This window comes from Pseudomonas sp. JR33AA (assembly GCF_021378985.1).
Classification (GTDB): domain Bacteria; phylum Pseudomonadota; class Gammaproteobacteria; order Pseudomonadales; family Pseudomonadaceae; genus Aquipseudomonas; species Aquipseudomonas alloputida.
Genome location: NZ_JAJSAW010000008.1, coordinates 232,522 through 254,819, shown reverse-complemented (window position 1 = coordinate 254,819; position 22,298 = coordinate 232,522). Strand labels below are relative to the sequence as shown.

Sequence of the window (22,298 nt, the reverse complement as noted above, 5' to 3'; positions counted from 1 at the left end):
CTCAATGCTCCTGGTCATGCTGGTTTACCCGCGCTTCCATGCGGTTCTGGAAGTGCGCAAGGATGCTGCACAGCACCCAGTAGATGACCGCGACCGCCACGTACATGGTGAACACTTCGAACGTGCGCGCGGTAATCAGCTGGGCTTGGCGGAACAGCTCGGGCACCTGGATGGTTGCCGCCAGGGCGGTGTCCTTTACCAGCGAGATGAAGCTGTTGCCCAGCGGTGGCAGCGCGGTGCGCAAGGCCTGTGGCAGGATCGCCCGGCGCATGGCTTGCACGCGGGTCATGCCAATGCTGGCGGCTGCTTCCCACTGGCCACGGTCGATCGAGGAAATGGCTGCGCGCAGGATCTCGCAGATGTAGGCCGCCATGTTCAGCGACAGGCCGATCAGCGAAGCGGGGATCGGGTCGAGCTCGATGCCGATTTGCGGCATGCCGAAATAGATCACGAACAGCTGCACCAGCAGCGGCGTGCCGCGGAAGAACGACACGTAGACCCGCGCCAGCCAGTTCAGCGGCAGAATCTTCGACAGCCGCATCAGCGCCAGGGCAAAGCCCAGCACCAGACCGAAGAACATGCCGCCGACACTGAGCAGCACTGTATAACCCGCGCCCTTCAGCAGGAAGGGCGCGGAGTCGACAACGAGTTGCAGGCTTTCAGCGATCATTTGGTGACATCGGCACCGAAGTACTTCTCGGACAGCTTGGCCAGCGTGCCATCAGCTTTGAGCTTGTCGATGGCCTTGTTGATGGCTGCCAACAGTTCCGGCTCACCTTTGCGCAGGGCCACGCCGCTTTCCAGGCGCGAGAACGCATCACCGGCAAGCTCGGTGTCCTTGGCTTTTTGCGCGTATTCCAGCGCGGCCAGGCGGTCGATCAGGATGGCGTCGATACGGCCGTTGCGCAGGTCGGCGAACTTGCTTGGGTCGTCTTCATAGGTGCGCACATCGGCTTGCGGCACGTCCTTTTTCACCCACTGTTCGTAGTTGGTGCCAAGGCCTACGCCGACCTTTTTGCCGGCCAGGTCCTGTGCGCCCTTGATGTTCAGCTGCTCGGCTTTCTTCTTCAGGATCAGTGCCTGGATGCCGGAGATAGTGTAGGGCTCAGAGAAGTCGTACTTCTTCTTGCGCTCTTCGGAAATGGTCACCTGATTGACCACTACATCCAGGCGTTTGGATTCCAGCGCGGCGAGGATGCCGTCCCACTTGGTCGGCTGGATCTTGGCCTTGACCCCCAGCTCCTTGGCCAGTAGCTCAGACAGCTCCACTTCGAAGCCGGTCAGTTTGCCGTTTTCGTCCTGGAAGCTGAATGGCGGGTAGGTGCCTTCGAGGCCGACGTTGATGACGCCTTTTTCCTGGATGGTCTTCAATTGCTCGCCGGCGAAAGCCTGGCTGAGCAGGCCGGCACCCAGCAGGAGGGCCAGGCTGGCGTTGAGTAGCGGTTTGGCGAATTTCGACATGTCAGAGCCCCGCGCTTGTTGTCTAGGTTGTGAGGTGGCGACTATAGGGTTGGCTGATTAGGCCGGGAAATACTAAAAAATAACTTTAATATTCCTTTTTTGATTTTTGCCAGGTGCTGGCTGCTTTGAGGGTAGGCGACGATACCCACTCCGTCATCGCGGCTTATGCCTGACTTAGTGCAGGATGGAATAAAGCGTTGTTTTTTCCAAGCCTCGGATTTGCCGTAAAGTGGATTGCATGCAGGCAGGTTCGGCCTTTTCGCGGGCCTGGCAACACAATCAGATGGCCTATACGGCAGGAGAAAACCGTGAGCGAACAACCTTCATCCGCGCATTGGCAGTTGCAGAGCATTGTCACTGGCCTGCGCGGGGCCCGTGAGCAATGGCGCACCCGTAATGGCCGCAGTATTGGTGAGCAGGGCGGGCGCGAGCTGCCGTCGCGCGAAGCGATGCGACAGATTCTGGAGCAACTGTGCGGGGCGCTGTTCCCCATGCGCCTGGGGCCAGTCGACCTGCGCGAAGAAAGTGAAGACTTCTACGTCGGCCATACCCTGGATGCCGCGCTGACCGCCTTGCTGGCCCAGGCTCGTCTTGAACTTCGCTACGCGGCACGGCAAAGCAAGGCTGAGCTGGCGGGCGTCGACGCCCATGCGCTGAGCCTGATCCAGGGCTTTGCAGCTGCGCTACCGGAACTGCGCGTTCTGCTCGACACCGATGTGCTGGCCGCCTACCACGGCGACCCGGCAGCGCGCAGCGTCGATGAAGTGCTGCTGTGCTACCCAGGCATCCTGGCGATCATCCACCACCGGCTGGCGCACCACCTGTACAAGGCCGGGCTGCCGCTGCTGGCGCGGATCAGTTCGGAGCTGGCGCATTCGGCGACCGGTATCGACATTCACCCCGGGGCGCAGATCGGCCCGAGCTTCTTCATCGATCACGGTACGGGGGTGGTCATTGGTGAAACCGCGATCATCGGCGAGCGCGTGCGCATCTACCAGGCGGTAACCCTGGGCGCCAAGCGTTTCCCCAGCGATGAGTCGGGTACGCTGCATAAAGGCCTGCCACGGCACCCTATCGTCGAGGACGATGTGGTGATCTATGCCGGGGCCACGGTGCTGGGGCGCATTACCATCGGCAAGGGTTCGACCATTGGCGGTAATGTGTGGCTGACCCGCAGTGTGCCGGCTGAAAGCAACATTACTCAGGCCAACCTGCAGCTGGATTGCCAGGACAAGAACTGATCCAGCAGGGCAAATGCCTGTGCCGGCCTCTTCGCGGGGCAGGCCCGCGCCTACACCTGACGTACCCAATGTAGGGGCGGGGTTACCCGCGAAGAGGCCGGAACAGGACGACACCAATTGGCGCCCCAATTCGCATTGAAATCCGATCCATGTTTAACTTGAACGCTTGTTCAATGAAAAACGCTGGTCCGCTGCCGGTGTTCAACAGGAGGATTCCTTTGCTGAACCCGTTCATTCCGAACCTCACGTCATTCGACGAGGTGCACGCCCTATGAGTGCACCGAACCCTTCCGCTGCCAACGGCAAAATCCGCATGAACCCCCCGGTGTTCTACTTTGCGGCGAGTTTCATCCTCATCTTTGGCCTGGTAGTCATCTCCAACCCGCAAGCCGCCGGTGACTGGTTGCTGGCGGCGCAGAACTGGGCGGCCAACACGGTCGGCTGGTACTACATGTTGGCGATGACGCTGTACCTGGTCTTCGTGGTGGTCACCGCCTTGTCTGGCTACGGCAAGATCAAGCTCGGTGCCGACCACGACGAACCCGAGTTCAGCTACCTGTCGTGGGCCGGCATGCTGTTCGCCGCCGGCATCAGCATCACCCTGTTCTTTTTCTGTGTCTCCGAACCGCTGACCCACATGCTGCAACCGCCCCAGGGCGAAGCCGGCACGGTCGAAGCCGGGCGCCAGGCGATGCAGATCCTGTTCCTGCACTGGGGCTTGCATGGCTGGGGCGTGTTCGCCTTTGTCGGCATGGCATTGGCCTACTTCGCTTACCGGCACAACCTGCCGCTGGCGTTGCGTTCGGCGCTGTACCCGCTGATCGGCAAGCGCATCAACGGCCCGATCGGCTATGCGGTGGATGGCTTCGGCATCATTGCCACGGTGTTCGGCCTGGGCGCCGACATGGGCTTTGGGGTGCTGCATCTGAACGCGGGCCTGGACTACCTGTTCGGCATCAGCCACAGCCAGTGGGTGCAGGTGATCCTCATCACCCTGATGATGGGCGCGGCTGTGGCCGTAGCCGTGGCCGGGGTGGAGAAGGGGGTGCGGGTGATGAGCGATATCAACCTGTTCCTCGCCTGTGCGCTGCTGCTGTTCGTGCTGTTCGCCGGGCCTACCCAGCACCTGTTCAACACGCTGATCCAGAACCTGGGCGACTACCTGGGTGCGTTGCCGCGCAAGAGCTTCGACGTGTATGCCTATGGTGAGAACCGTGGCTGGCTGGGCGGTTGGACCGTGTTCTACTGGGCCTGGTGGATTGCCTGGGCGCCGTTCGTGGGGCTGTTCATCGCCCGCATCTCCCGTGGCCGTACCATCCGCGAGTTCGTCTTTGGCGTGCTGCTGATTCCGCTTGGCTTCACCCTGGCGTGGATGTCGATCTTCGGCAACAGCGCCCTGGACCAGGTGATCAACCACGGCATGACCGCACTGGGCCAGTCGGCGCTGGACAACCCGTCGATGAGCCTGTACCTGCTGCTGGAAACCTACCCCTGGAGCAAGGCAGTCATCGCCACCACGGTGTTCATCAGCTTCGTGTTCTTCGTCACCTCGGCCGACTCGGGCACCGTTGTGCTGTCGACCTTGTCGGCCAAGGGGGGGGACGCTGATGAGGATGGGCCGAACTGGCTGCGTATCTTTTGGGGGGCGATGACAGCGCTGATCACCAGTGCGCTGTTGTTCGCTGGCAGCATCGATTCGCTGAAGTCGGCAGTGGTGCTGACGTCGCTGCCGTTCTCGCTCATTTTGCTGTGCATGATGTGGGGGCTGCACAAGGCGTTCTACCTGGAGTCGCAGCGGCAGATCGCGCAGATGCACTCGCTGGCCCCGTTCGCCCAGTCACGTCGGGGCCGTGGCGGCTGGCGCCAACGCCTGAGCCAGGCGGTGCACTTCCCGTCGCGTGATGAGGTGTACCGTTTCATGGATGATGTGGTGCGCCCGGCGATTGCCGATGTGCGTGAAGTGTTCGAGCAGAAAGGCCTGGTACTGATTACCCAGGACGACCCTAGCCATGACAACGTCAGCCTGAAGATTGGCCATGGCGAGGAACAGCCGTTCATCTACCAAGTGCAGATGCGTGGCTATTTCACGCCATCGTTCGCCTTGGGGGGGCTGGGTACGCAGGAGTTGAAGAACCGCCGCTATTACCGGGCGGAGGTGCACCTGAGCGAAGGCAGCCAGAACTATGACCTGGTGGGCTACAGCAAGGAGCAGATCATCAACGACATCCTCGACCAGTACGAGCGGCACATGCAGTACCTGCACCTGGTCCGCTGACCAAGCTCTTCTGTCCTGGCCGCTTCGCGGACAAACCCGCGAAGAGGCCAGGACAGCCAACCGCTAGAAGGGTGCATCCCCCAAGATGGTCGCCCGGTGCATCACCCGCCGGTTCGGCCGGTAATCATCCACCGCAAAATGCTGGGTCACGCGGTTGTCCCAGAACGCCACGTCATTTTCCTGCCAACGCCAGCGAATGCTGAACTCCGGTCGCGTCGCATGGGCGAACAGCAGCCTTAGCAGCGCATCGCTTTCCAGTTCGCTCAGTTCATTGATGCGCGTAGTGAACCCTTCATTGACGAACAACGCCTTGCGCCCGCTCACCGGATGCGTGCGCACCACCGGGTGCGACAGCGGTGGGTTGTTGCGCCGGGTGGCCTCCCAGCGCGCCAGGTCTTCCGGCGTGGTACCAAAGCGCTCCAGCGGGAACGACTTGGTGAAGTCGTGGGTAGCGGTCAGCCCGTCCAGCATTTCACGCAGCGGCGCCGACAAGGTCTCGAAGGCGGCAATGCCGCTGGCCCAAAGGGTATCGCCACCAAAAGCAGGCAATTGCTTGGCGCTGAGTACCGCGCCCAGTGCCGGGGTCGGCAAAAACGTTACGTCGGTGTGCCACACGGCGTTGTCGCGCACATCGGTCACCGCCGTGTCGAGCACCAGCACCTGCGGGGTGTCCGGCACGTTGGGGTAAATCGGGTGAATGTGCAGGTCGCCGAAGCGTGCGGCAAAGCGCGCCTGCTGTTCCGGGTTGATCGGCTGATCGCGGAAGAACAGCACCTGGTGCTGGAGCAGTGCCTGTTCGATGGCATCGCGCTCTTCTGCGCTGATATCGCGGCTGATGTCCACGCCGCTGATCTGGGCGCCGAGCGCTGGGCTTAGGGGAGTGATGGTCAGGCTCATATTGGTCTCTTCTATCGGGCGCCAGTGTGCTGGCGTGGACAACGGCATTCAGTGAATCTGCCCATGCCAGGGCACCAGCTTGCGTTGCAGGGCACGCAGGCTCATTTCCAGAGCGAAGGCAATCAGGGCGATCAGCAGGATGCCCAGCACCACCACGTCGGTGACCAGAAACTGCGCCGCCGATTGCACCATGAAGCCCAGGCCGCTGGTGGCGGCGATCAGTTCGGCGGCCACCAGGGTCGACCAGCCGACCCCCAGGCCAATGCGGATGCCGGTAAGGATGTCAGGCAACGCACTGGGCAAAATGACGTGGCGGATCAGTTGGGCCTTGGTTGCGCCCAGCGACTGCGCCGCCCGCAGCTTGGCCGGGTCTACCGTGCGCACACCGGTGGCTGTGGCAATGGCGATGGGGGCGAAGATTGCCAGGTAGATCAGCAGCACTTTCGACAACTCGCCGATACCGCACCAGATGACGATCAGCGGCAGGTAGGCCAGCGGCGGGATGGGCCGGTAGAACTCGATCAGCGGGTCGAGAATGCCGCGGGCCACGCGGTTGTAGCCGATGGCGATGCCGACGGGTATTGCGGTCAGGGCCGCCGCCACCAGCGCCAGGCCGATGCGGCCCAGGCTTGCGCCCAGGTGCTGCCACAGGCTGGCATCCATGTAGCCTTGGGTCAGCAAGGCCCATGCCTTGATCAGGATGTCGCCGGGCGAGGGCAGGAACAGGGGCTCCACCCAGCCGGCGGCCGTCACCAGCCACCAGACCAGCAGCAGGCTGGCCAGGGTCAGGGTGCTGATCCAGCGGGTGGACAGTGGGCGGCGTAGCGTGGCGGCTGGCCGGGTTTGGGCGTCGTGTTTGCCGGCAACCGGCAGGTCCAGGCTGCTCATGCGCGCTCCTGCAGGCTTTGGCGTTGGGAAAACACCCGCGCCAGCACATGCTCGCGGGTTTCGATGAAGGCTGGATCGGACTTGATGGCCCGGGCCGATTCGCCAGCGGCATAGCGTTGGCCGAAGTTCAGCTGCAGGCGTTCCACTACGCGTCCCGGGTTGGGCGCCAGCAGTACCAGTTCGCTGGCAAGGAACACCGCTTCTTCGATGTCGTGGGTAATCAGGAACACCGGCTTGGCGGTGCGTTGCCAGACTTGCAGCAGCAGTTCCTGCATCTGCTCACGGGTGAAGGCATCGAGGGCACCGAACGGTTCATCCATCAGCAGTACCCGAGGGTCGGCTGCCAGCGCCCGGGCAAGGCCCACGCGCTGCTTCTGGCCACCGGACAATTGCCAGATGCGCCGTTCGCCGAAGCCATCGAGGTCGACCAGGGTGAGCATTTCGCGGGCCTTGGCCTCACGCGCGGCGCGGGGTACGCCGGCCAGTTCGAGGCCGAAGGCGACATTGCCCAGCACGTTCTGCCATGGCAGCAGGGCATCGTCCTGGAACACCACGCCGCGTTCTGCACCGGGGCCCTGCACCGGCACACCATCGAGGGTGATGTGACCGCCACTGGGGGCGACGAAGCCGGCGATCAGGTTGAGCAGTGAGGTCTTGCCGCTGCCGGAAGGCCCCAGGGCCACCAGCAGTTGGCGTGGTCCCAGGCTCAGGTTGATGTCGGCCAGCACCGGGGTGCTGGCGCCTGGGTACTGTGCGCTGATGCGCTCCAGCTCGAGCAAGGCCATGACGGGCTCCGGATCAGTTTGGAAGGTACTTGGCGCTGACGTACGGCGAGTAGTCCGGCAGCACTGCTTCGACTTTGCCTTGCTGCTTGAGGAAGTTGGCGGTATCCGTCAGCGCTTGGGTGGTAGGGGCGCCCAGGGCGTTGGCCTGGTCAGCGGCCAGCGGGTAGACGTTACCCTCCAGCAGCACCGGGATATCGCTGGCCTTGGCACCGGACAGCTTCACCAGCTTGTCCACGTTGCCCTTGTCCGCCAGCCAGGCTTTCGGGTCCTTGCGGTAGTCGGCGTAGGCATCGAGGGTGACTTTGGCAAAGGCCTTGACCACGTCAGGGTGTTTCTCGGCGAAGTCCTTGCGCACGATCCAGGCGTCGAAGGTAGGCGCGCCTTTCTGGGCCAGTTCGCCGGAGGTGATCAGTACCTTGCCGTTTTCCTTGGCCACGCCCAGAGCCGGGTCCCACACGTAGGTTGCATCGATGTCGCCGCGCTTCCAGGCGGCAATGATGGCCGGCGGCGCCAGGTTGAGAATCTGTACCTTGGAAGGGTCGATATTCCAGCTTTTCAGTGCGGCAAGCAGGCTGTAATGGCCGGTGGAGACGAACGGGACGGCGACCTTCTTGCCGATCAGGTCTTGCGGCGACTTGATGCTGTCACGCGCCACCAGCGCTTCACCCGCGCCAATCTGGGTGGCGATGAGGAAGGTCTCAACCGGCAGTTTGCGGGTGGCGGCAGCGGCCAGCGGGCTGGAGCCCAGGTAGCCGATCTGCACGTCGCCGCTGGCCACGGCAGTGATCACGTCTGCGCCGTTATCGAATTTGCGCCAGTCGATGCTGGCCTTGCTGGCTTTTTCGTAGTCGCCATCGACCTGTGCCACTTTGGCCGGGTCGACAGTGGTCTGGTAGGCCACTGTCAGGTCGGCTGCCTGGGCCAACCAGCTGGTGCTGGCGAGGGTCAGGGCGGCGAACAGGCGCAGCGGAGTGTGCGGGATCATGGTGAACCTCTCGTCAGGCAAGTCGTGTTGGATGACGAGAAGGCTAAATGATCTAAGAAAATTAAAATAAATAACTTTTTTGCATTAGCTTAGGAGCCAAACGCTTTAAAGCCGACAGCTTTGCCGGTGCACAAGGGGTGAGTGGGTCATGGCCCTGGCGAAGCCAGAGCTGCCTGCAAAACCCTATAGAACGATTCGGCATTAGGTTATGAGCAAACGTTTGCAAATAACTAAAGGTTATTAAAATGTGCCTGAAATACAACGGATGGCAGTAAAGGTTCCTAATATATTCCGTAAAAGTCTTACAAATTCATAAAACAGTCATTTTGGATTTATAGGATTGTCATTATCCTGTAGCGCAGGTGGCGTCTTAGACCAAAGTCGCGAAACGTTTAGAAACGATTGACTTAACGGTCACGCTTTGGGACTAAATCGCCCATCCCGGTGAGAGGGGCATCAGACCCCTCCGCCAGCGATACACAAAAATTAGAACGTAGAGGAGCAAAACATGTACAAGTCCAGCCTGGCTCTGGCCGTGGCACTGGGGGTTCTCGCCCAACAAGCAGGCGCTGCCGGTTTCGTTGAGGACAGCAAACTGTCGCTCAGCTCGCGCACCATGTACTTCAACGATGACAACCGCGAAAGCGGTATCGACCAGAAAGAAAGTGGTCAGGGTTTCAAGCTCGACTACTTGTCTGGTTTCACCCAGGGCACCGTAGGCTTTGGTGTGGACGTTCAAGCGCTGTGGGGCATTCACCTGGATGGTGGCCGTGGTAGCCGTCCAGACGCCAACAACACGTTCTTCCCGAGCGACTCCGATGGTTCGGCAGTCCACGACTGGGCACGCATTGGTGGTAACGCCAAGGCTCGCTTCTCCAAAACCGAGGTCCACTACGGTAGCGCCCTGGCGCCTATGCTGCCGATCCTGGTCTCCAACGATGGTCGTCTGCTGCCACAGACCTTCGAAGGTGGCACCCTCCAGTCGAAGGAAATCGACAACCTGACCCTCAACGCGGGTCAACTGACCCACGCCATGGGGCGTGCTTCGAGCAACCGTACCGGTCTCTCCGTTTCGGGCGCCTTCCGGGACAGCAACAAGTTCCAGTTTGCTGGCGGTGATTACAAGCTCACTCCAGACCTGACCCTGCAGTACTACTACTCGAACCTGGAAGACTTCTACAAGCAGCACTTCCTGGGTGCGACTCACGTATTCAAGATTGCCGACAACCAGTCGTTCAAGACTGACCTGCGCTACTTCGACAGCAGCAGCGATGGCAAGAATGGCCAGACTGGTTATGCCTTCGACAACAACGGTGGCTATGCGAAGAACTCGGGCGAGGTCGACAACAAGACCTGGAGCGCCATGTTCACCTACACCCTGGGTGGCCACGCCCTGATGCTCGGTCACCAGCAAGTGGGTGATGATGGTGGTTTCGTCTGGCTGAACCAAGGTAGCGTTCGTAAAGACGGCTCCACTTCCTCTCTGGAAGGTAACGGCGGCGCAAGCTTCTACCTGTTCACCGACAGCATGATCAACCAGTTTGCCCGCGCGGGTGAGAATACGACCTTTGGTCAGTACTCCTATGATTTTGCGGCGCTGGGTGTTCCAGGCCTGAAGGCTTCGGTGGCCTACCTGCGTGGTGATGATGTTCGCAACCGGTCGGGTGACGGCACCTACAACGAATGGGAACGTGACGCCCGCGTCGATTACACCCTTCAGGAAGGCGCTCTCAAAGGCCTGGGCTTCAGCCTGCGTCAAGGCGTATACCGTGGTAGCGGCGAAAGCGCCCTGGACAAAGACCAGACGCGCTTCATCGTGAACTACACTTACAACTTCCTGTAAGCCGTAGCTCAACAAAAAGCCTCGCGTGATGCGAGGCTTTTTTGTGCCTATAGATTGGCATGCATTTTGGTTATAAATAAATCGTTATTTATTCTTTTTCTTTTTAACCGATTGCAGGCACATTAAAACCCATACGGTACAGAACCCTGCCAGGAGCCGCAGCCCATGAGCCTCAAACTCGGCGATATCGCCCCCGATTTCGAACAGGATTCCAGCGAAGGCAAGATCCGCTTCCACGAGTGGCTGGGCAACAGCTGGGGGGTATTGTTCTCCCACCCGGCCGACTTCACCCCGGTGTGCACCACCGAGTTGGGCCTGACCGCCAAGCTAAAGGACGAATTTGCCAAGCGCGGGGTCAAGGCCATCGCCCTGTCGGTGGACCCGGTCGACTCGCATCACAAGTGGATCGATGACATCAACGAAACACAGAATACCGTGGTCAACTTCCCGATCATTGCTGACGCTGACCGCAAGGTGTCCGACCTTTACGACCTGATCCACCCGAACGCCAGCGACACCCTCACGGTGCGCTCGCTGTTCATCATCGACCCGAATAAAAAAGTGCGCCTGACCATCACCTATCCGGCCAGTACCGGGCGCAACTTCAATGAAATTCTGCGGGTGATCGACTCGCTGCAGCTGACCGACAACCACAAGGTCGCCACACCAGGTAACTGGCAGGATGGCGACGAGGTGGTGATCGTGCCTTCGCTCAAAGATGAGGAGGAGATCAAGCAGCGCTTCCCCAAAGGTTACCGGGCGGTCAAACCCTATCTGCGGCTAACCCCTCAACCCAATCGTTAATGAATTCCTCGTTGCATTGCTCTTAGCCAAGCAGGGATTTTCGGGCCGTTTCGACGGCCCTTTTTTATGCCTGTAAAAAACCTGTGGGAGCGGGCCCGCCCGCGAAGAGGCCCTCATGGCTAAAGACAATAATGGAATAAACAAATAAAAAAATATGATTTCTAGATATATGTGGCAGCTGTTAATGTCACCTCCAACAGAACACAAGGAAGCGCAGCAATGCTGGTCGTCTCAATCGGTGGTAGCCCAAGTCTCCGTTCGCGCTCCGGCGTGCTGCTGGAGCGTTCGCGCCAGTGGCTGCAGGACCGCGGCGTTGAAGTGGTGACGTTCCAAGTGCGTGACTTTCCCGCCGAAGACCTGCTGCATGCCCGCTTCGACAGCCCGCATGTGCAACACTTTCAACAGCTGGTAGCCCAGGCCGATGGCCTGATCGTCTCCACCCCGGTGTACAAGGCTTCGTTTTCCGGTGCCCTGAAAACCTTGCTTGACCTGCTGCCCGAGCGCGCCCTGGCCCACAAGATCGTGCTGCCCATCGCCACTGGCGGCAGCATCGCCCACATGCTGGCGGTGGATTACGCATTGAAGCCGGTGCTGTCGGCACTCAAGGCACAAGAGACCCTGCAAGGGATCTTTGCCGACGACAGCCAGGTGGCTTATGCAGAAGGTACAAAGCCTGCGCAGTTGGTACAGGCGCTGGAAGAACGCCTGCACGACTCGCTGGAAACCTTCCACGTCGCCCTGGCCCGTCGGCCGCGCCCCGTGGCCCCCGGCGTACTGAACGAACGTCTGATCAGCGCTCGCTGGAGCATCTGAACGGCATTACCCGCTTCACCACCTTACTCGCCCGTTAACGAGGCAAGCAGGTGCAACCCGAACCCTATTCGCACAGGAGAGCGCTATGCGCACAGTCTTCTTGCGTCGTGGTCTGGTCGCCCTGTTTGCGGCGGCTGTGTCCTTCGGCGCCATTACCCAAGCCCAGGCCGAGAGCCTGCGTATCGGTTACCAGAAATACGGCACCTTGGTGCTGCTCAAGGCCAAGGGCACGCTGGAGAAGCGCCTGGCTGAGCAGGGCGTACAGGTGCAATGGACCGAATTCCCCGGCGGCCCGCAGCTGCTTGAAGGGCTGAATGTCGGCTCAATCGATTTCGGCGTGACCGGCGAGACCCCACCTGTGTTCGCTCAGGCCGCGGGCGCCGACCTGCTCTACGTGGCCTACGAGCCGCCAGCACCGCACAGCGAAGCGATCCTGGTGCCCAAGGGCTCGCCGGTCCAGTCGGTGAAGGACCTCAAGGGTAAAAAGGTCGCCCTCAACAAAGGCTCCAACGTGCACTACCTGCTGGTCCGCGCCCTGGAAGACGCCGGCCTCAAGTACAGCGACATCCAGCCTGTCTACCTGCCGCCGGCCGACGCCCGCGCCGCCTTCGAGCGCGGCAGCGTGGATGCCTGGGTGATCTGGGACCCTTACCAAGCCGCTGCCGAGCAGCAGCTGCAAGCGCGCACCCTGCGTGACGGCAAGGGCCTGGTCGACAACCACCAGTTCTACCTCGCCACCCGCAACTATGCGACACAGCACCCAGCGGTGATCAACACCGTGATCGAGGAAGTGCGCGCCGTGGGTGAATGGTCCCAGGCCAACCCACAGGAAGTGACCGACCAGGTTGCCCCGCTGCTTGGCCTGCCTGCCGACATCACCCTGACCTCTGTCAAACGCCAAGGCTACGGCGCTTCGGCGCTGACCCCTGACGTGGTGGCCGCGCAGCAGAAGATCGCCGACACGTTCCAGGCGCTGAAGCTTATTCCCAAGCCGCTGAGCATCAAGGACGTGATCTGGACACCCCCGGCCAAGGTCGCTAGCGCGCCTTGATTGACTGCCTGTGCCGGGGCGCCGCTCCGGCTAGAGCCACCCTTGAGGAGACGACTCCAATGAGCCTTAACATTTTCTGGTTCCTCCCCACCCACGGTGACGGCAAGTACCTGGGCACTTCCGAAGGTGCACGTGCGGTCGACCACGGTTACCTGCAGCAGATCGCGCAGGCCGCCGACCGCCTTGGTTTTGGTGGGGTGCTGATCCCGACCGGGCGCTCCTGCGAGGACTCCTGGCTGGTGGCCGCGTCGCTGATCCCCGTGACCCAGCGGCTGAAGTTCCTTGTAGCCCTGCGTCCGGGCATCATTTCGCCGACCGTGGCAGCACGCCAGGCGGCCACCCTCGATCGCTTGTCCAATGGCCGTGCGCTATTCAACCTGGTGACCGGTGGTGATCCGGACGAGCTGGCGGGTGACGGCCTGCACCTGAACCACCAGGAGCGCTACGAAGCTTCGGTCGAGTTCACCCGTATCTGGCGCAAGGTGCTGGAAGGCGAAACCGTCGATTACGACGGTAAGCACATCCAGGTAAAGGGCGCCAAGCTGCTCTACCCGCCGATTCAGCAACCACGCCCACCGCTGTATTTCGGCGGCTCGTCCGAGGCCGCTCAAGACCTGGCGGCCGAACAGGTCGAGCTGTACCTGACCTGGGGCGAGCCACCGGCAGCCGTTGCCGAGAAGATCGCACAGGTGCGCAAGAAAGCGGCTGCTCAAGGGCGCGAAGTACGCTTCGGTATTCGCCTGCATGTGATTGTGCGGGAAACCAACGAAGAGGCTTGGGCCGCCGCCGAGCGCCTGATCTCGCACCTGGACGATGACACCATCTCCCGCGCCCAGGCCTCGCTGGCGCGTTTCGATTCGGTGGGCCAGCAACGCATGGCTGCCCTGCACGGCGGCAACCGCGACAACCTGGAAGTCAGCCCCAACCTGTGGGCAGGCGTTGGACTGGTACGTGGTGGGGCGGGCACCGCACTGGTGGGCGATGGCCCGACCGTGGCGGCGCGGGTGAAGGAATACGCCGACTTGGGGATCGATACCTTCATCTTCTCGGGTTATCCACACCTGGAAGAGTCGTATCGCGTGGCTGAACTGCTGTTTCCGCACCTCGATGTGCAACGCCCCGAGCAACAGAAGGCCGGCGGCTACGTAAGCCCCTTTGGCGAGATGGTGGCCAACGACATCCTGCCCAAGTCTGTGTCGCAGAGCTGAGGGCCTGGCCATGAGTCGTGCAACTTCCTCCAACCTGACCCAGCGCCTGGCGCCGTGGGCGCTGCCGGTGCTGCTGTTGGCAATATGGCAACTGGCCGTCAGCGCTGGCTGGCTGTCGACGCGTATCCTGCCGGCACCTAGCGCAGTGGTAAGCGCTGGGGTCGAGCTGGTGCGCAGCGGCGAAATCTGGACCCACCTGGCCATCAGCGGCTGGCGTGCAGGCCTGGGCTTCGTTATCGGCGGTAGCATCGGCCTGGTTCTGGGCTTCATCACCGGCTTGTCGAATTGGGGCGAACGCCTGCTCGACAGCTCGGTACAGATGATTCGCAACGTGCCGCACCTCGCGCTCATCCCGCTGGTGATTCTGTGGTTCGGTATCGACGAGTCGGCAAAGATCTTTCTGGTCGCGCTGGGTACGTTGTTCCCGATCTACCTGAACACCTACCACGGGATTCGCAATGTTGACCCAGCGTTGGTGGAAATGGCGCGCAGTTACGGCTTGTCCGGCTTCGGCCTGTTCCGCCAGGTGATCCTGCCGGGGGCGCTGCCTTCGATTCTGGTGGGTGTGCGCTTCGCGCTGGGCTTCATGTGGCTGACGCTGATTGTTGCCGAAACCATTTCGGCCAACGCTGGCATCGGTTACCTGGCAATGAATGCTCGCGAATTTCTTCAGACCGACGTGGTGGTGCTGGCCATCGTCCTGTATGCCGTACTCGGCAAGCTTGCCGACCTTGCAGCCCGAGGCCTTGAGCGTGTGTGGCTGCGCTGGCACCCGGCCTATCAAGTTGCCAGGAAGGAGGGCGCATGACCGTGCTCAAGGAACAGCCACCACGCCTGCTGCGTGGCACCCCGCTGGCCGCCAAGGGCCTGCGCAAGACCTTTGGCCAACGCGAAGTGTTGAAGGGTATCGACCTGCACATCCCGGCCGGCCAGTTCGTGGCCATCGTCGGCCGCAGCGGCTGCGGCAAGAGCACTTTGCTGCGGCTGCTGGCCGGGCTGGACCAGCCCACAGCCGGGCAGCTGCTGGCCGGTGCCGCGCCGCTGGAAGAGGCCCGTGAAGAAACCCGCCTGATGTTCCAGGACGCGCGGCTGCTGCCGTGGAAGAAGGTGATCGACAACGTTGGCCTTGGGCTGTCGGGTGACTGGCGTCCGCGTGCGCTGGAGGCCTTGGATGCGGTTGGCCTGGCCGACCGCGCCAACGAATGGCCGGCAGCGCTCTCGGGAGGCCAGAAGCAGCGCGTGGCTTTGGCCCGAGCCTTGATTCACCAGCCCCGCCTGCTGCTGCTGGACGAGCCGCTGGGGGCGCTGGATGCATTGACCCGTATCGAGATGCAGCAACTGATCGAACGCCTGTGGCGTCAGCACGGCTTCACTGTACTGCTGGTCACCCACGACGTCAGCGAGGCGGTGGCCGTGGCTGACCGGGTGATCCTGATTGAGGACGGCGAGGTCGGGCTCGACCTCACTGTTGACCTGGCACGGCCTCGGGCGCGTGGTTCGCACCGTCTGGCCGCGCTGGAAAGCGAAGTGCTCAACCGTGTTCTGTCCACCCCGGGCACTGCGCCCGAGCCGGATCCTGTAGCCCCTCTGCCCACGCAACTGCGTTGGGCGCACTGAATCTCAGAAGCCATAAGGAAACAAACCATGACCATTAAAGCCATCAACGTTCGCAACCAGTTCAAAGGTACTGTGAAAGAAATCCTCGAAGGCCCGGTACTGTCGGAAATCGACGTGCAGACGGCTTCGGGTATCGTCACTTCGGTGATTACCACCCGTTCCGTGCGCGAGCTGGAGTTGCAGGTGGGCAGTGAAGTGATTGCCTTCGTGAAGTCGACTGAAGTGTCTATCGCCAAGCTGTGATGCGGCGGGTCGATATTGGGGCTGCTTTGCAGCCCTTCGCGGGTGAACCCGCTCCTACGTCGACCGCGCACCAGCAAACCTCAGGGTTAACGCGGGGAGTGTAGGAGCGGGTTCACCCGCGAAGGGCGCGCAACGCGGCCCCATGATTCAGCGAGAACGCTTGGCCAAAAACGGCGGCAGGTACAACCCCAGATACGCCTCGAACACACGTTTGCCTTCCTCGGCCATGCGCGGGGTGATCGCCTCGTGCAACTGCACCGAGCGCGCATACACCCGGTCGCTCAATTCCATGGCCAGGGCAAACACGTCCACATCCAATGGCATCACCGGCAGGTGAAAATGCTGGTCGAACAACTTGTGCATCAAGTCGCCCAGTTCCATGTCGTGCTGCCGGTCGGCCTGCACCACCTCGCTCAGGCCATGCTGCGCCAGGATCAACTGCCGCGCCGCTGCATCCTCGTTATAGATATCAAGCATGCGTTGTTCGATCAGCCGTGACAGTTCGTGCCAGGTGCTGAGCGCGCTGCTGTCGATCGGTGCGCTCAGGGCTTCGCGAAACGCCCGGTGCACATCTGCAGTAAGTGCCTCCAGCAAGGCTGGCACGCTGGCGAAGAAGTGATACACCGACGAGGGCGGAATCTGCGCCCGCTCGGCCACGCTGTAGATAGAAAGGGCTGCCACCCCTTGCTCGGCCAACAGCTCACGCGCAGCCGCCAGGATCGCCTCGATCCTGGCCTGGCTGCTGGCGCGCGGTTTGCGCGGGGTGGTGGTGCGGTTCATCAGTTGCTGATTGCCAGGATGCTGGCCTGGTAGGCGCCGACGAACTGGTCGAATTCACCGACTTCGTCTTTCTCCAGCTCGGACTGCCTGGCAAGCGACTCGCGGGCCAGCGTCTCGAATGCTTGCTGCTTTTCGTTGCTCAGCGGTTGCTCGCGGAAAGTCTCGGCGTGCACACGGCTCTGGCGCAGCGAGAACTGGACGAAGCTCTCGTTATGCTCGGTCATGCGTGCCAGCACCTGGGCCGATGGGGTCAGCGAGGTGTCGTCGACCTTGGCCTGCTGCGCATCCAGGGCCTTGGCGTGCTCATCAGCGCCTTGCGCCTGATCGAGCAGATTGGCCAATGGGCGGATACGCTCGATCAGTTCGCTGGCCCAGTCTTTCAGGCTGATCGGCTGGCCATTGCGGTGCAACTCCAGGCCCGGCCGACGACCTTCCTTGACCACGGTCAGGAAGTTGCTGGTGCACTGGCCGCACTCGCCGTTGTCCAGTTGCGGGCTGTCTTCCAAAGCGCAGAACAGCAGGAATGCGTCGAGGAAGCGCGCCTCGGTCAGGTCGATACCGACCGGCAGGAACGGGTTGATGTCCAGGCAACGTACTTCCACATACTGCACGCCACGCGAGGTCAGGGCCTGGATCGGCCGCTCGCCGGTGTAGGTGACGCGCTTGGGGCGGATGTTCGAGTAGTACTCGTTTTCGATCTGCAGAATGTTGGTGTTCAGCTGAACCCACTCGCCATCCACATGCGTGCCGATTTCAACGTAAGGCGGGTAGGGCGTGCCAACGGCCTTGCGCAGGCTGTCGGTGTAGCTGGCCAGGTTGTTGTAGCAGGGCGTCAGGCCGGCCTGGGCGTTGCTCTGGTAACCCAGGTCGCTCATGCGCAGGCTGGTCGCATAAGGCAGGAACAGGGTTTCGGCATCCAGCTCTTCGAGCTGGTGCGGGCGGCCCCGCAGGAAGCCTTTGTCCAGGGCCGGCGAGGCACCGAACAGGTACATCAGCAGCCAACTGTAGCGGCGGAAGTTACGAATCAGCGCGATGTAGGCCGACGACTGGTAGTCGCGGTCATTTTCCGTACTGCCTTCGGCTTTGCGCAGCAGTGGCCAAAGCGCTTCGGGCAGCGAGAAGTTGTAATGAATACCGGCGATGCACTGCATGGTGCGGCCGTAACGCAGGGCCAGGCCCTTGCGGTAGACGTGTTTGAGCTTGCCGATATTGGAGCTGCCGTACTCGGCGATCGGGATGTCCTCCTCGGCCGGCAGCGTGCAGGGCATCGACGGGCTCCACAGGTATTCGTCGCCCAGCTTGCTGTAGACGAAACGGTGGGTCTCTTCGAGGCTTTCGAGCACCTTGGCCGGGTCGGCCAGCGCTGGGGTGATGAACTCCAGCAGCGACTCGGAATAATCGGTGGTGATCTGCTCGTTGGTCAGCGCCGATCCCAGTGCTTCCGGATGCGGGGTCTGGGCCAGGCGACCTTCGTCGGTCACGCGCAGGCATTCGCGCTCAATACCGTGCAGGCACTGCTTGAGCAGGGGGAGATTGGCGCCGAGCAGGCTCAGGCGGCGGTTGAGGAGTTCGCTCAAGATGTATTCCTTCACGCGTCAGTCGCCCCAATATGGGGGTAGAGATAACGGTCTACAAGGGTAGGAAGAAAGGAACTGGCGTTGTCGCCTGGTTTACGCGGTTCCAGCAGTGCCAGCGCACTGCTGAAAATACCGCAGATACTGCTTGGTGAGCTAGAGAACCGCGAAGGTTCCTTGCGCTTTGGCCACCAGTTTGTCGCCCTGAACTACGTCGGCGTCGACCACCAGGGTGCGCCGCCCGGCGTGCAGCACGCGGGCGGTGCACAGTACTTCGCCGTCGCTGACGGCACGCATGTAGTTGATCTTGCACTCGATGGTGACGCTTTGCTGGTCAAAGCCATGGCTGGCCGAGCAGGCCAGGCCCATGGCGATATCCACCAGGCTGAAGATCGCCCCGCCGTGCAGCTTTTGGCCACGGTTGCGCAACTGTGGCTCGATCGCCAGGGCTACCTCGGCAACACCTGTCTCCAGGTGTTGCAGGCGGCAGCCCAGCAGTTGGCTGAAGGCGCTTTCGACGTATTCGCGTGGTACGTCCATTACTTCTTCTTCAATTGCTTGGCGTTGGCGAACAGCGATGCCATGGCATTGTTGGCCGGCGCAGCCGTGGCGGTTTCACGCTGGCGCGGTGCCTGCTGCTGGCGGCTACCGCCATTGCCGCGGTTACCGCCGCGGTTGCCTTCGACCTTTTCGCCCGGGGTGTCGCTCATGCGCATGGACAGGCCGACGCGTTTGCGCGGGATGTCCACTTCCATGACCTTGACCTTGACCACATCGCCAGCCTTGACCGCTTCACGCGGGTCTTTGACGAACTTCTCCGACAGCGCCGAGATGTGTACCAGGCCGTCCTGGTGCACACCGATATCGACGAAGGCACCGAAGTTGGTAACGTTGGTCACCACGCCTTCGAGGATCATGCCCGGTTCCAGGTCCTTGAGGTCTTCGACGCCGTCCTGGAAGGTGGCGGTCTTGAACTCCGGACGCGGGTCGCGGCCGGGCTTGTCCAGCTCCTGCAGGATGTCGGTGACAGTTGGCAGGCCGAAGGTTTCGTCGGTGAACTTTTTCGGGTCCAGGCGCTTGAGGAAGCTGCTGTCACCAATCAGCGAGCGGATGTCGCGGCCGGTATCGGCAGCAATGCGCTGCACCAGCGGGTAAGCCTCAGGGTGCACCGCAGAGGCGTCCAGCGGGTTGTCGCCGTTCATCACACGCAGGAAGCCGGCGGCCTGCTCGAAGGTTTTCTCACCCAGGCGGCTGACCTTTTTCAGCGCTGCACGGGTGGTGAACGGGCCATTGGCATCGCGGTGGGCGACGATGTTCTGTGCCAGGGTGGCATTGAGGCCGGAGATGCGTGTCAGCAGTGCCACCGAAGCGGTGTTCACGTCCACGCCCACGGCGTTCACACAGTCCTCGACCACCGCATCCAGGCCGCGTGCCAGTTTCATCTGGGACACGTCGTGCTGGTACTGGCCGACACCGATGGATTTAGGATCGATCTTCACCAGTTCGGCCAGCGGATCCTGCAGGCGGCGGGCGATCGACACGGCGCCGCGGATCGACACGTCCAGGTCCGGGAACTCGCGGGCGGCCAGTTCCGATGCCGAGTACACCGAAGCACCGGCTTCAGAGACCATGATCTTGGTGATTTTCAGGGCTGGATATTTCTTGACCAGTTCGGCCACCAGCTTGTCGCTTTCGCGGCTGGCGGTGCCGTTGCCGATGGCGATCAGTTCCACCGAGTGTTTGGCGCACAGTGCGGCCATGATGGAAATGGTGCGGTCCCAGTCGTTCTTCGGCGCGTGCGGGTAGACCGTGGTGTGGTCCAGCAGTTTGCCGGTTGCATCGACCACGGCGATTTTGCAGCCGGTGCGCAGGCCTGGGTCGAAGCCCAGGGTGGCGCGCGGGCCGGCCGGGGCGGCCAGCAGCAGGTCGTGCAGGTTGTGGGCGAACACGTTGATCGCCTCGCCTTCGGCATTGTCACGCAGCTCGCCGAACAGGTCGGTTTCCAGGTGGGTGTACAGCTTGACCTTCCAGGTCCAGCGCACCACTTCACCCAGCCACTTGTCGGCGGGACGGCTGCGGTTTTCGATGCCGACGTGGTTGCCGATCATCAGTTCGCATGGGTGCAGGGTGCCGGGCAGCTCTTCGCCGACCTTCAGCGAGACGCTCAACACGCCTTCGTTGCGCCCGCGGAAAATCGCCAGGGCACGGTGCGACGGCGCAGTACGCAGCAGCTCGTCATGAGCGAAATAGTCGCGGAACTTGGCGCCTTCTTCTTCCTTGCCAGCCACCACGCGGGCGCTGAGCACGGCTTCCTGCTTCAGGTAGCTGCGCAGCTTGTCGAGCAGGGCGGCGTCTTCGGCAAAGCGCTCCATCAGGATGTACTTGGCACCTTCCAGCGCCGCCTTGACGTCGGCCACGCCCTTTTCGGCGTTGACGAAGCGTGCAGCTTCGCTTTCCGGGGCCAGGGTCGGGTCGTTGAACAGGCCATCGGCCAGTTCGCCAAGGCCGGCTTCCAGGGCGATCTGGCCCTTGGTGCGACGCTTTTGCTTGTAGGGCAGGTACAGGTCTTCGAGGCGGGTCTTGGTGTCGGCCAGCTTGATCTCGCGGGCCAGTTCCGGGGTCAGCTTGCCCTGTTCCTCGATGCTGGAAAGGATGCTGGCGCGGCGCTCGTCGAGTTCGCGCAGGTAGCGCAGGCGCTCTTCCAGGTGGCGCAACTGAGTGTCGTCAAGGCTACCGGTCACTTCCTTGCGGTAGCGGGCGATGAAGGGCACGGTCGAGCCTTCGTCCAACAGGCTCACGGCCGCCTCGACCTGCTGCGGGCGTACGCCCAGTTCCTCGGCGATACGGCTGTTGATGCTGTCCATGTAAACCACCTGACATTTGTGAATACGGGGGTCGCCTGTGGGCTTTTTGCCCGGCGGCGCTGGATGAAAGCCGCGCATTATACCCATCGCAAACGGCTTGCGGTGATGGCGCCCGGCCAGCCGGAACTGGCGCCGGGGGAAAAATCTGCTAACAATGCTCACGCAACGTGCAGCAATGGCTACGCCATAATGCGCGGCGATATCAGAGGAGTTATTCATGACCGGCACGCCAAACACCGCTGAAGGTGACAAGATTCTCATCGTCGACGACGATCCGGGGCTTAGCAGCCTGCTGGAACGTTTCTTCACCAGCAAGGGCTACCGTGCCCGTGCAGTGCCCAACACCGAGCAGATGGACCGTTTGCTGCAGCGCGAGGTATTCAACCTGGTGGTGCTCGACCTGATGCTGCCAGGTGAGGATGGCCTGTCCGCCTGCAAGCGTCTGCGCCAGCAGAACAACCAGATCCCGATCATCATGCTGACCGCCAAGGGCGACGAGCTTAGCCGCATCAAGGGCCTGGAACTGGGCGCCGACGACTACCTGGGCAAACCGTTCAACCCGGACGAACTGATGGCCCGGGTCAAGGCGGTGCTGCGTCGCCAGGCGCCGAGCGTGCCGGGAGCGCCGGGCAGCGAAGACGAGTCGGTCACCTTCGGCGACTATGAGCTGTCGCTGGCCACCCGCGAGCTCAAGCGCGGCAACGAAGTGCACATGCTCACCACCGGCGAGTTCGCCGTGCTCAAGGCCCTGGTGATGCACGCCCGGGAGCCGTTGACCCGCGACAAGCTGATGAACCTGGCGCGCGGCCGCGAATGGGATGCACTGGAACGCTCCATCGACGTGCAGATCTCACGCCTGCGTCGCATGATCGAGCCGGACCCGTCCAAGCCGCGTTACATCCAGACCGTCTGGGGCGTCGGCTACGTGTTCGTACCGGACGGAAACGCCGGAAAATGATGCCCGAACGT

Annotated in this window: 21 protein-coding genes; 11 read left to right on the top strand and 10 right to left on the bottom strand. The window is 61.9% G+C overall.

Annotation, left to right across the window (positions count from 1 at the left end; translation table 11 throughout):
* Position 1: 1 nt before the first annotated feature.
* Both tcyL and tcyJ read right to left on the bottom strand, forming a co-directional pair.
* Positions 2–670 (bottom strand): cystine ABC transporter permease, encoded by a 669-nt coding sequence (gene tcyL / locus LVS58_RS15695; protein WP_003255849.1) that lies wholly within the window; start codon positions 668–670, stop codon positions 2–4.
* Positions 667–1,461, bottom strand: coding sequence for a cystine ABC transporter substrate-binding protein (tcyJ, locus tag LVS58_RS15690; protein ID WP_233691831.1), 795 nt, complete (start codon positions 1,459–1,461; stop codon positions 667–669). The genes tcyL and tcyJ overlap by 4 nt, the downstream gene beginning before the upstream one ends.
* A gap of 308 nt (positions 1,462–1,769) precedes the next feature.
* Here tcyJ and epsC point away from each other — a divergent pair, with 308 nt between their 5' ends.
* Together epsC and betT are read left to right on the top strand one after the other, a co-directional pair.
* Complete coding sequence (gene epsC, locus LVS58_RS15685; protein ID WP_233691830.1) at positions 1,770–2,702, top strand: serine O-acetyltransferase EpsC; 933 nt, start codon at positions 1,770–1,772, stop codon at positions 2,700–2,702.
* 271 nt (positions 2,703–2,973) lie between these two features.
* Positions 2,974–4,977, top strand: a complete 2,004-nt coding sequence (betT, locus tag LVS58_RS15680; RefSeq protein ID WP_003255844.1) for a choline transporter BetT — start codon at positions 2,974–2,976, stop codon at positions 4,975–4,977.
* Positions 4,978–5,040: 63 nt separating this feature from the next.
* Here the strand turns inward: betT and tauD are convergent, their stop codons facing one another.
* From tauD to tauA, 4 genes are read right to left on the bottom strand one after another with little or no spacing between them, the layout of a single operon-like run.
* Positions 5,041–5,874 (bottom strand): taurine dioxygenase, encoded by an 834-nt coding sequence (gene tauD / locus LVS58_RS15675; RefSeq protein WP_233691829.1) that lies wholly within the window; start codon positions 5,872–5,874, stop codon positions 5,041–5,043.
* 48 nt (positions 5,875–5,922) lie between these two features.
* Positions 5,923–6,762: a taurine ABC transporter permease TauC gene (gene tauC / locus LVS58_RS15670; protein ID WP_233691828.1), complete on the bottom strand. Its 840-nt coding sequence runs from the start codon at positions 6,760–6,762 to the stop codon at positions 5,923–5,925.
* The gene (gene tauB, locus LVS58_RS15665) at positions 6,759–7,547 is read right to left on the bottom strand and encodes a taurine ABC transporter ATP-binding subunit (protein ID WP_233691827.1); all 789 of its coding nucleotides are present in this window, start codon (positions 7,545–7,547) and stop codon (positions 6,759–6,761) included. The genes tauC and tauB overlap by 4 nt, the downstream gene beginning before the upstream one ends.
* 13 nt (positions 7,548–7,560) lie before the next feature.
* Positions 7,561–8,532, bottom strand: coding sequence for a taurine ABC transporter substrate-binding protein (gene tauA / locus LVS58_RS15660; RefSeq protein ID WP_233691826.1), 972 nt, complete (start codon positions 8,530–8,532; stop codon positions 7,561–7,563).
* Between the two features lie 508 nt (positions 8,533–9,040).
* On the opposite strand from tauA, the gene LVS58_RS15655 reads away from it, so the two are divergent.
* From LVS58_RS15655 to LVS58_RS15620, 8 genes are all read left to right on the top strand, one after another.
* Positions 9,041–10,375 (top strand): OprD family porin, encoded by a 1,335-nt coding sequence (locus tag LVS58_RS15655; RefSeq protein WP_233691825.1) that lies wholly within the window; start codon positions 9,041–9,043, stop codon positions 10,373–10,375.
* Positions 10,376–10,540: 165 nt separating this feature from the next.
* The gene (locus LVS58_RS15650) at positions 10,541–11,179 is read left to right on the top strand and encodes a peroxiredoxin (protein WP_003255836.1); all 639 of its coding nucleotides are present in this window, start codon (positions 10,541–10,543) and stop codon (positions 11,177–11,179) included.
* Positions 11,180–11,398: 219 nt separating this feature from the next.
* Positions 11,399–11,992 (top strand): NADPH-dependent FMN reductase, encoded by a 594-nt coding sequence (ssuE, locus tag LVS58_RS15645; RefSeq protein WP_003255835.1) that lies wholly within the window; start codon positions 11,399–11,401, stop codon positions 11,990–11,992.
* Between the two features lie 85 nt (positions 11,993–12,077).
* On the top strand, positions 12,078–13,043 hold the full coding sequence (locus LVS58_RS15640) for a sulfonate ABC transporter substrate-binding protein (protein ID WP_233691824.1): 966 nt from the start codon (positions 12,078–12,080) through the stop codon (positions 13,041–13,043).
* Between the two features lie 59 nt (positions 13,044–13,102).
* On the top strand, positions 13,103–14,251 hold the full coding sequence (gene ssuD / locus LVS58_RS15635) for an FMNH2-dependent alkanesulfonate monooxygenase (RefSeq protein WP_233691823.1): 1,149 nt from the start codon (positions 13,103–13,105) through the stop codon (positions 14,249–14,251).
* 10 nt (positions 14,252–14,261) lie between these two features.
* Positions 14,262–15,059: an aliphatic sulfonate ABC transporter permease SsuC gene (gene ssuC, locus LVS58_RS15630; protein ID WP_003255831.1), complete on the top strand. Its 798-nt coding sequence runs from the start codon at positions 14,262–14,264 to the stop codon at positions 15,057–15,059.
* Positions 15,056–15,868: an aliphatic sulfonates ABC transporter ATP-binding protein gene (gene ssuB / locus LVS58_RS15625; RefSeq protein WP_233691822.1), complete on the top strand. Its 813-nt coding sequence runs from the start codon at positions 15,056–15,058 to the stop codon at positions 15,866–15,868. The genes ssuC and ssuB overlap by 4 nt, the downstream gene beginning before the upstream one ends.
* Before the next feature lie 27 nt (positions 15,869–15,895).
* Positions 15,896–16,111, top strand: a complete 216-nt coding sequence (locus tag LVS58_RS15620; RefSeq protein ID WP_003255829.1) for a TOBE domain-containing protein — start codon at positions 15,896–15,898, stop codon at positions 16,109–16,111.
* 147 nt (positions 16,112–16,258) lie between these two features.
* Here the strand turns inward: LVS58_RS15620 and LVS58_RS15615 are convergent, their stop codons facing one another.
* From LVS58_RS15615 to LVS58_RS15600, 4 genes are all read right to left on the bottom strand, one after another.
* Positions 16,259–16,891 carry a TetR/AcrR family transcriptional regulator gene (locus tag LVS58_RS15615; protein WP_233691821.1) on the bottom strand — a complete coding sequence of 211 codons (633 nt, stop codon included), beginning with the start codon at positions 16,889–16,891 and terminating at the stop codon, positions 16,259–16,261.
* Positions 16,891–18,468: a glutamate--cysteine ligase gene (gene gshA, locus LVS58_RS15610; RefSeq protein WP_267954503.1), complete on the bottom strand. Its 1,578-nt coding sequence runs from the start codon at positions 18,466–18,468 to the stop codon at positions 16,891–16,893. The genes LVS58_RS15615 and gshA overlap by 1 nt, the downstream gene beginning before the upstream one ends.
* A gap of 153 nt (positions 18,469–18,621) precedes the next feature.
* Complete coding sequence (locus LVS58_RS15605; RefSeq protein ID WP_233691819.1) at positions 18,622–19,005, bottom strand: PaaI family thioesterase; 384 nt, start codon at positions 19,003–19,005, stop codon at positions 18,622–18,624.
* Positions 19,005–21,329, bottom strand: a complete 2,325-nt coding sequence (locus LVS58_RS15600; protein WP_233691818.1) for a Tex family protein — start codon at positions 21,327–21,329, stop codon at positions 19,005–19,007. Before LVS58_RS15600 ends, LVS58_RS15605 begins: the two co-directional genes overlap by 1 nt.
* A 217-nt stretch (positions 21,330–21,546) precedes the next feature.
* Between LVS58_RS15600 and ompR the strand changes: the two genes are divergently transcribed.
* Positions 21,547–22,287 carry an osmolarity response regulator transcription factor OmpR gene (gene ompR / locus LVS58_RS15595; RefSeq protein ID WP_003255821.1) on the top strand — a complete coding sequence of 247 codons (741 nt, stop codon included), beginning with the start codon at positions 21,547–21,549 and terminating at the stop codon, positions 22,285–22,287.
* The last annotated feature ends 11 nt before the right edge of the window (positions 22,288–22,298 follow it).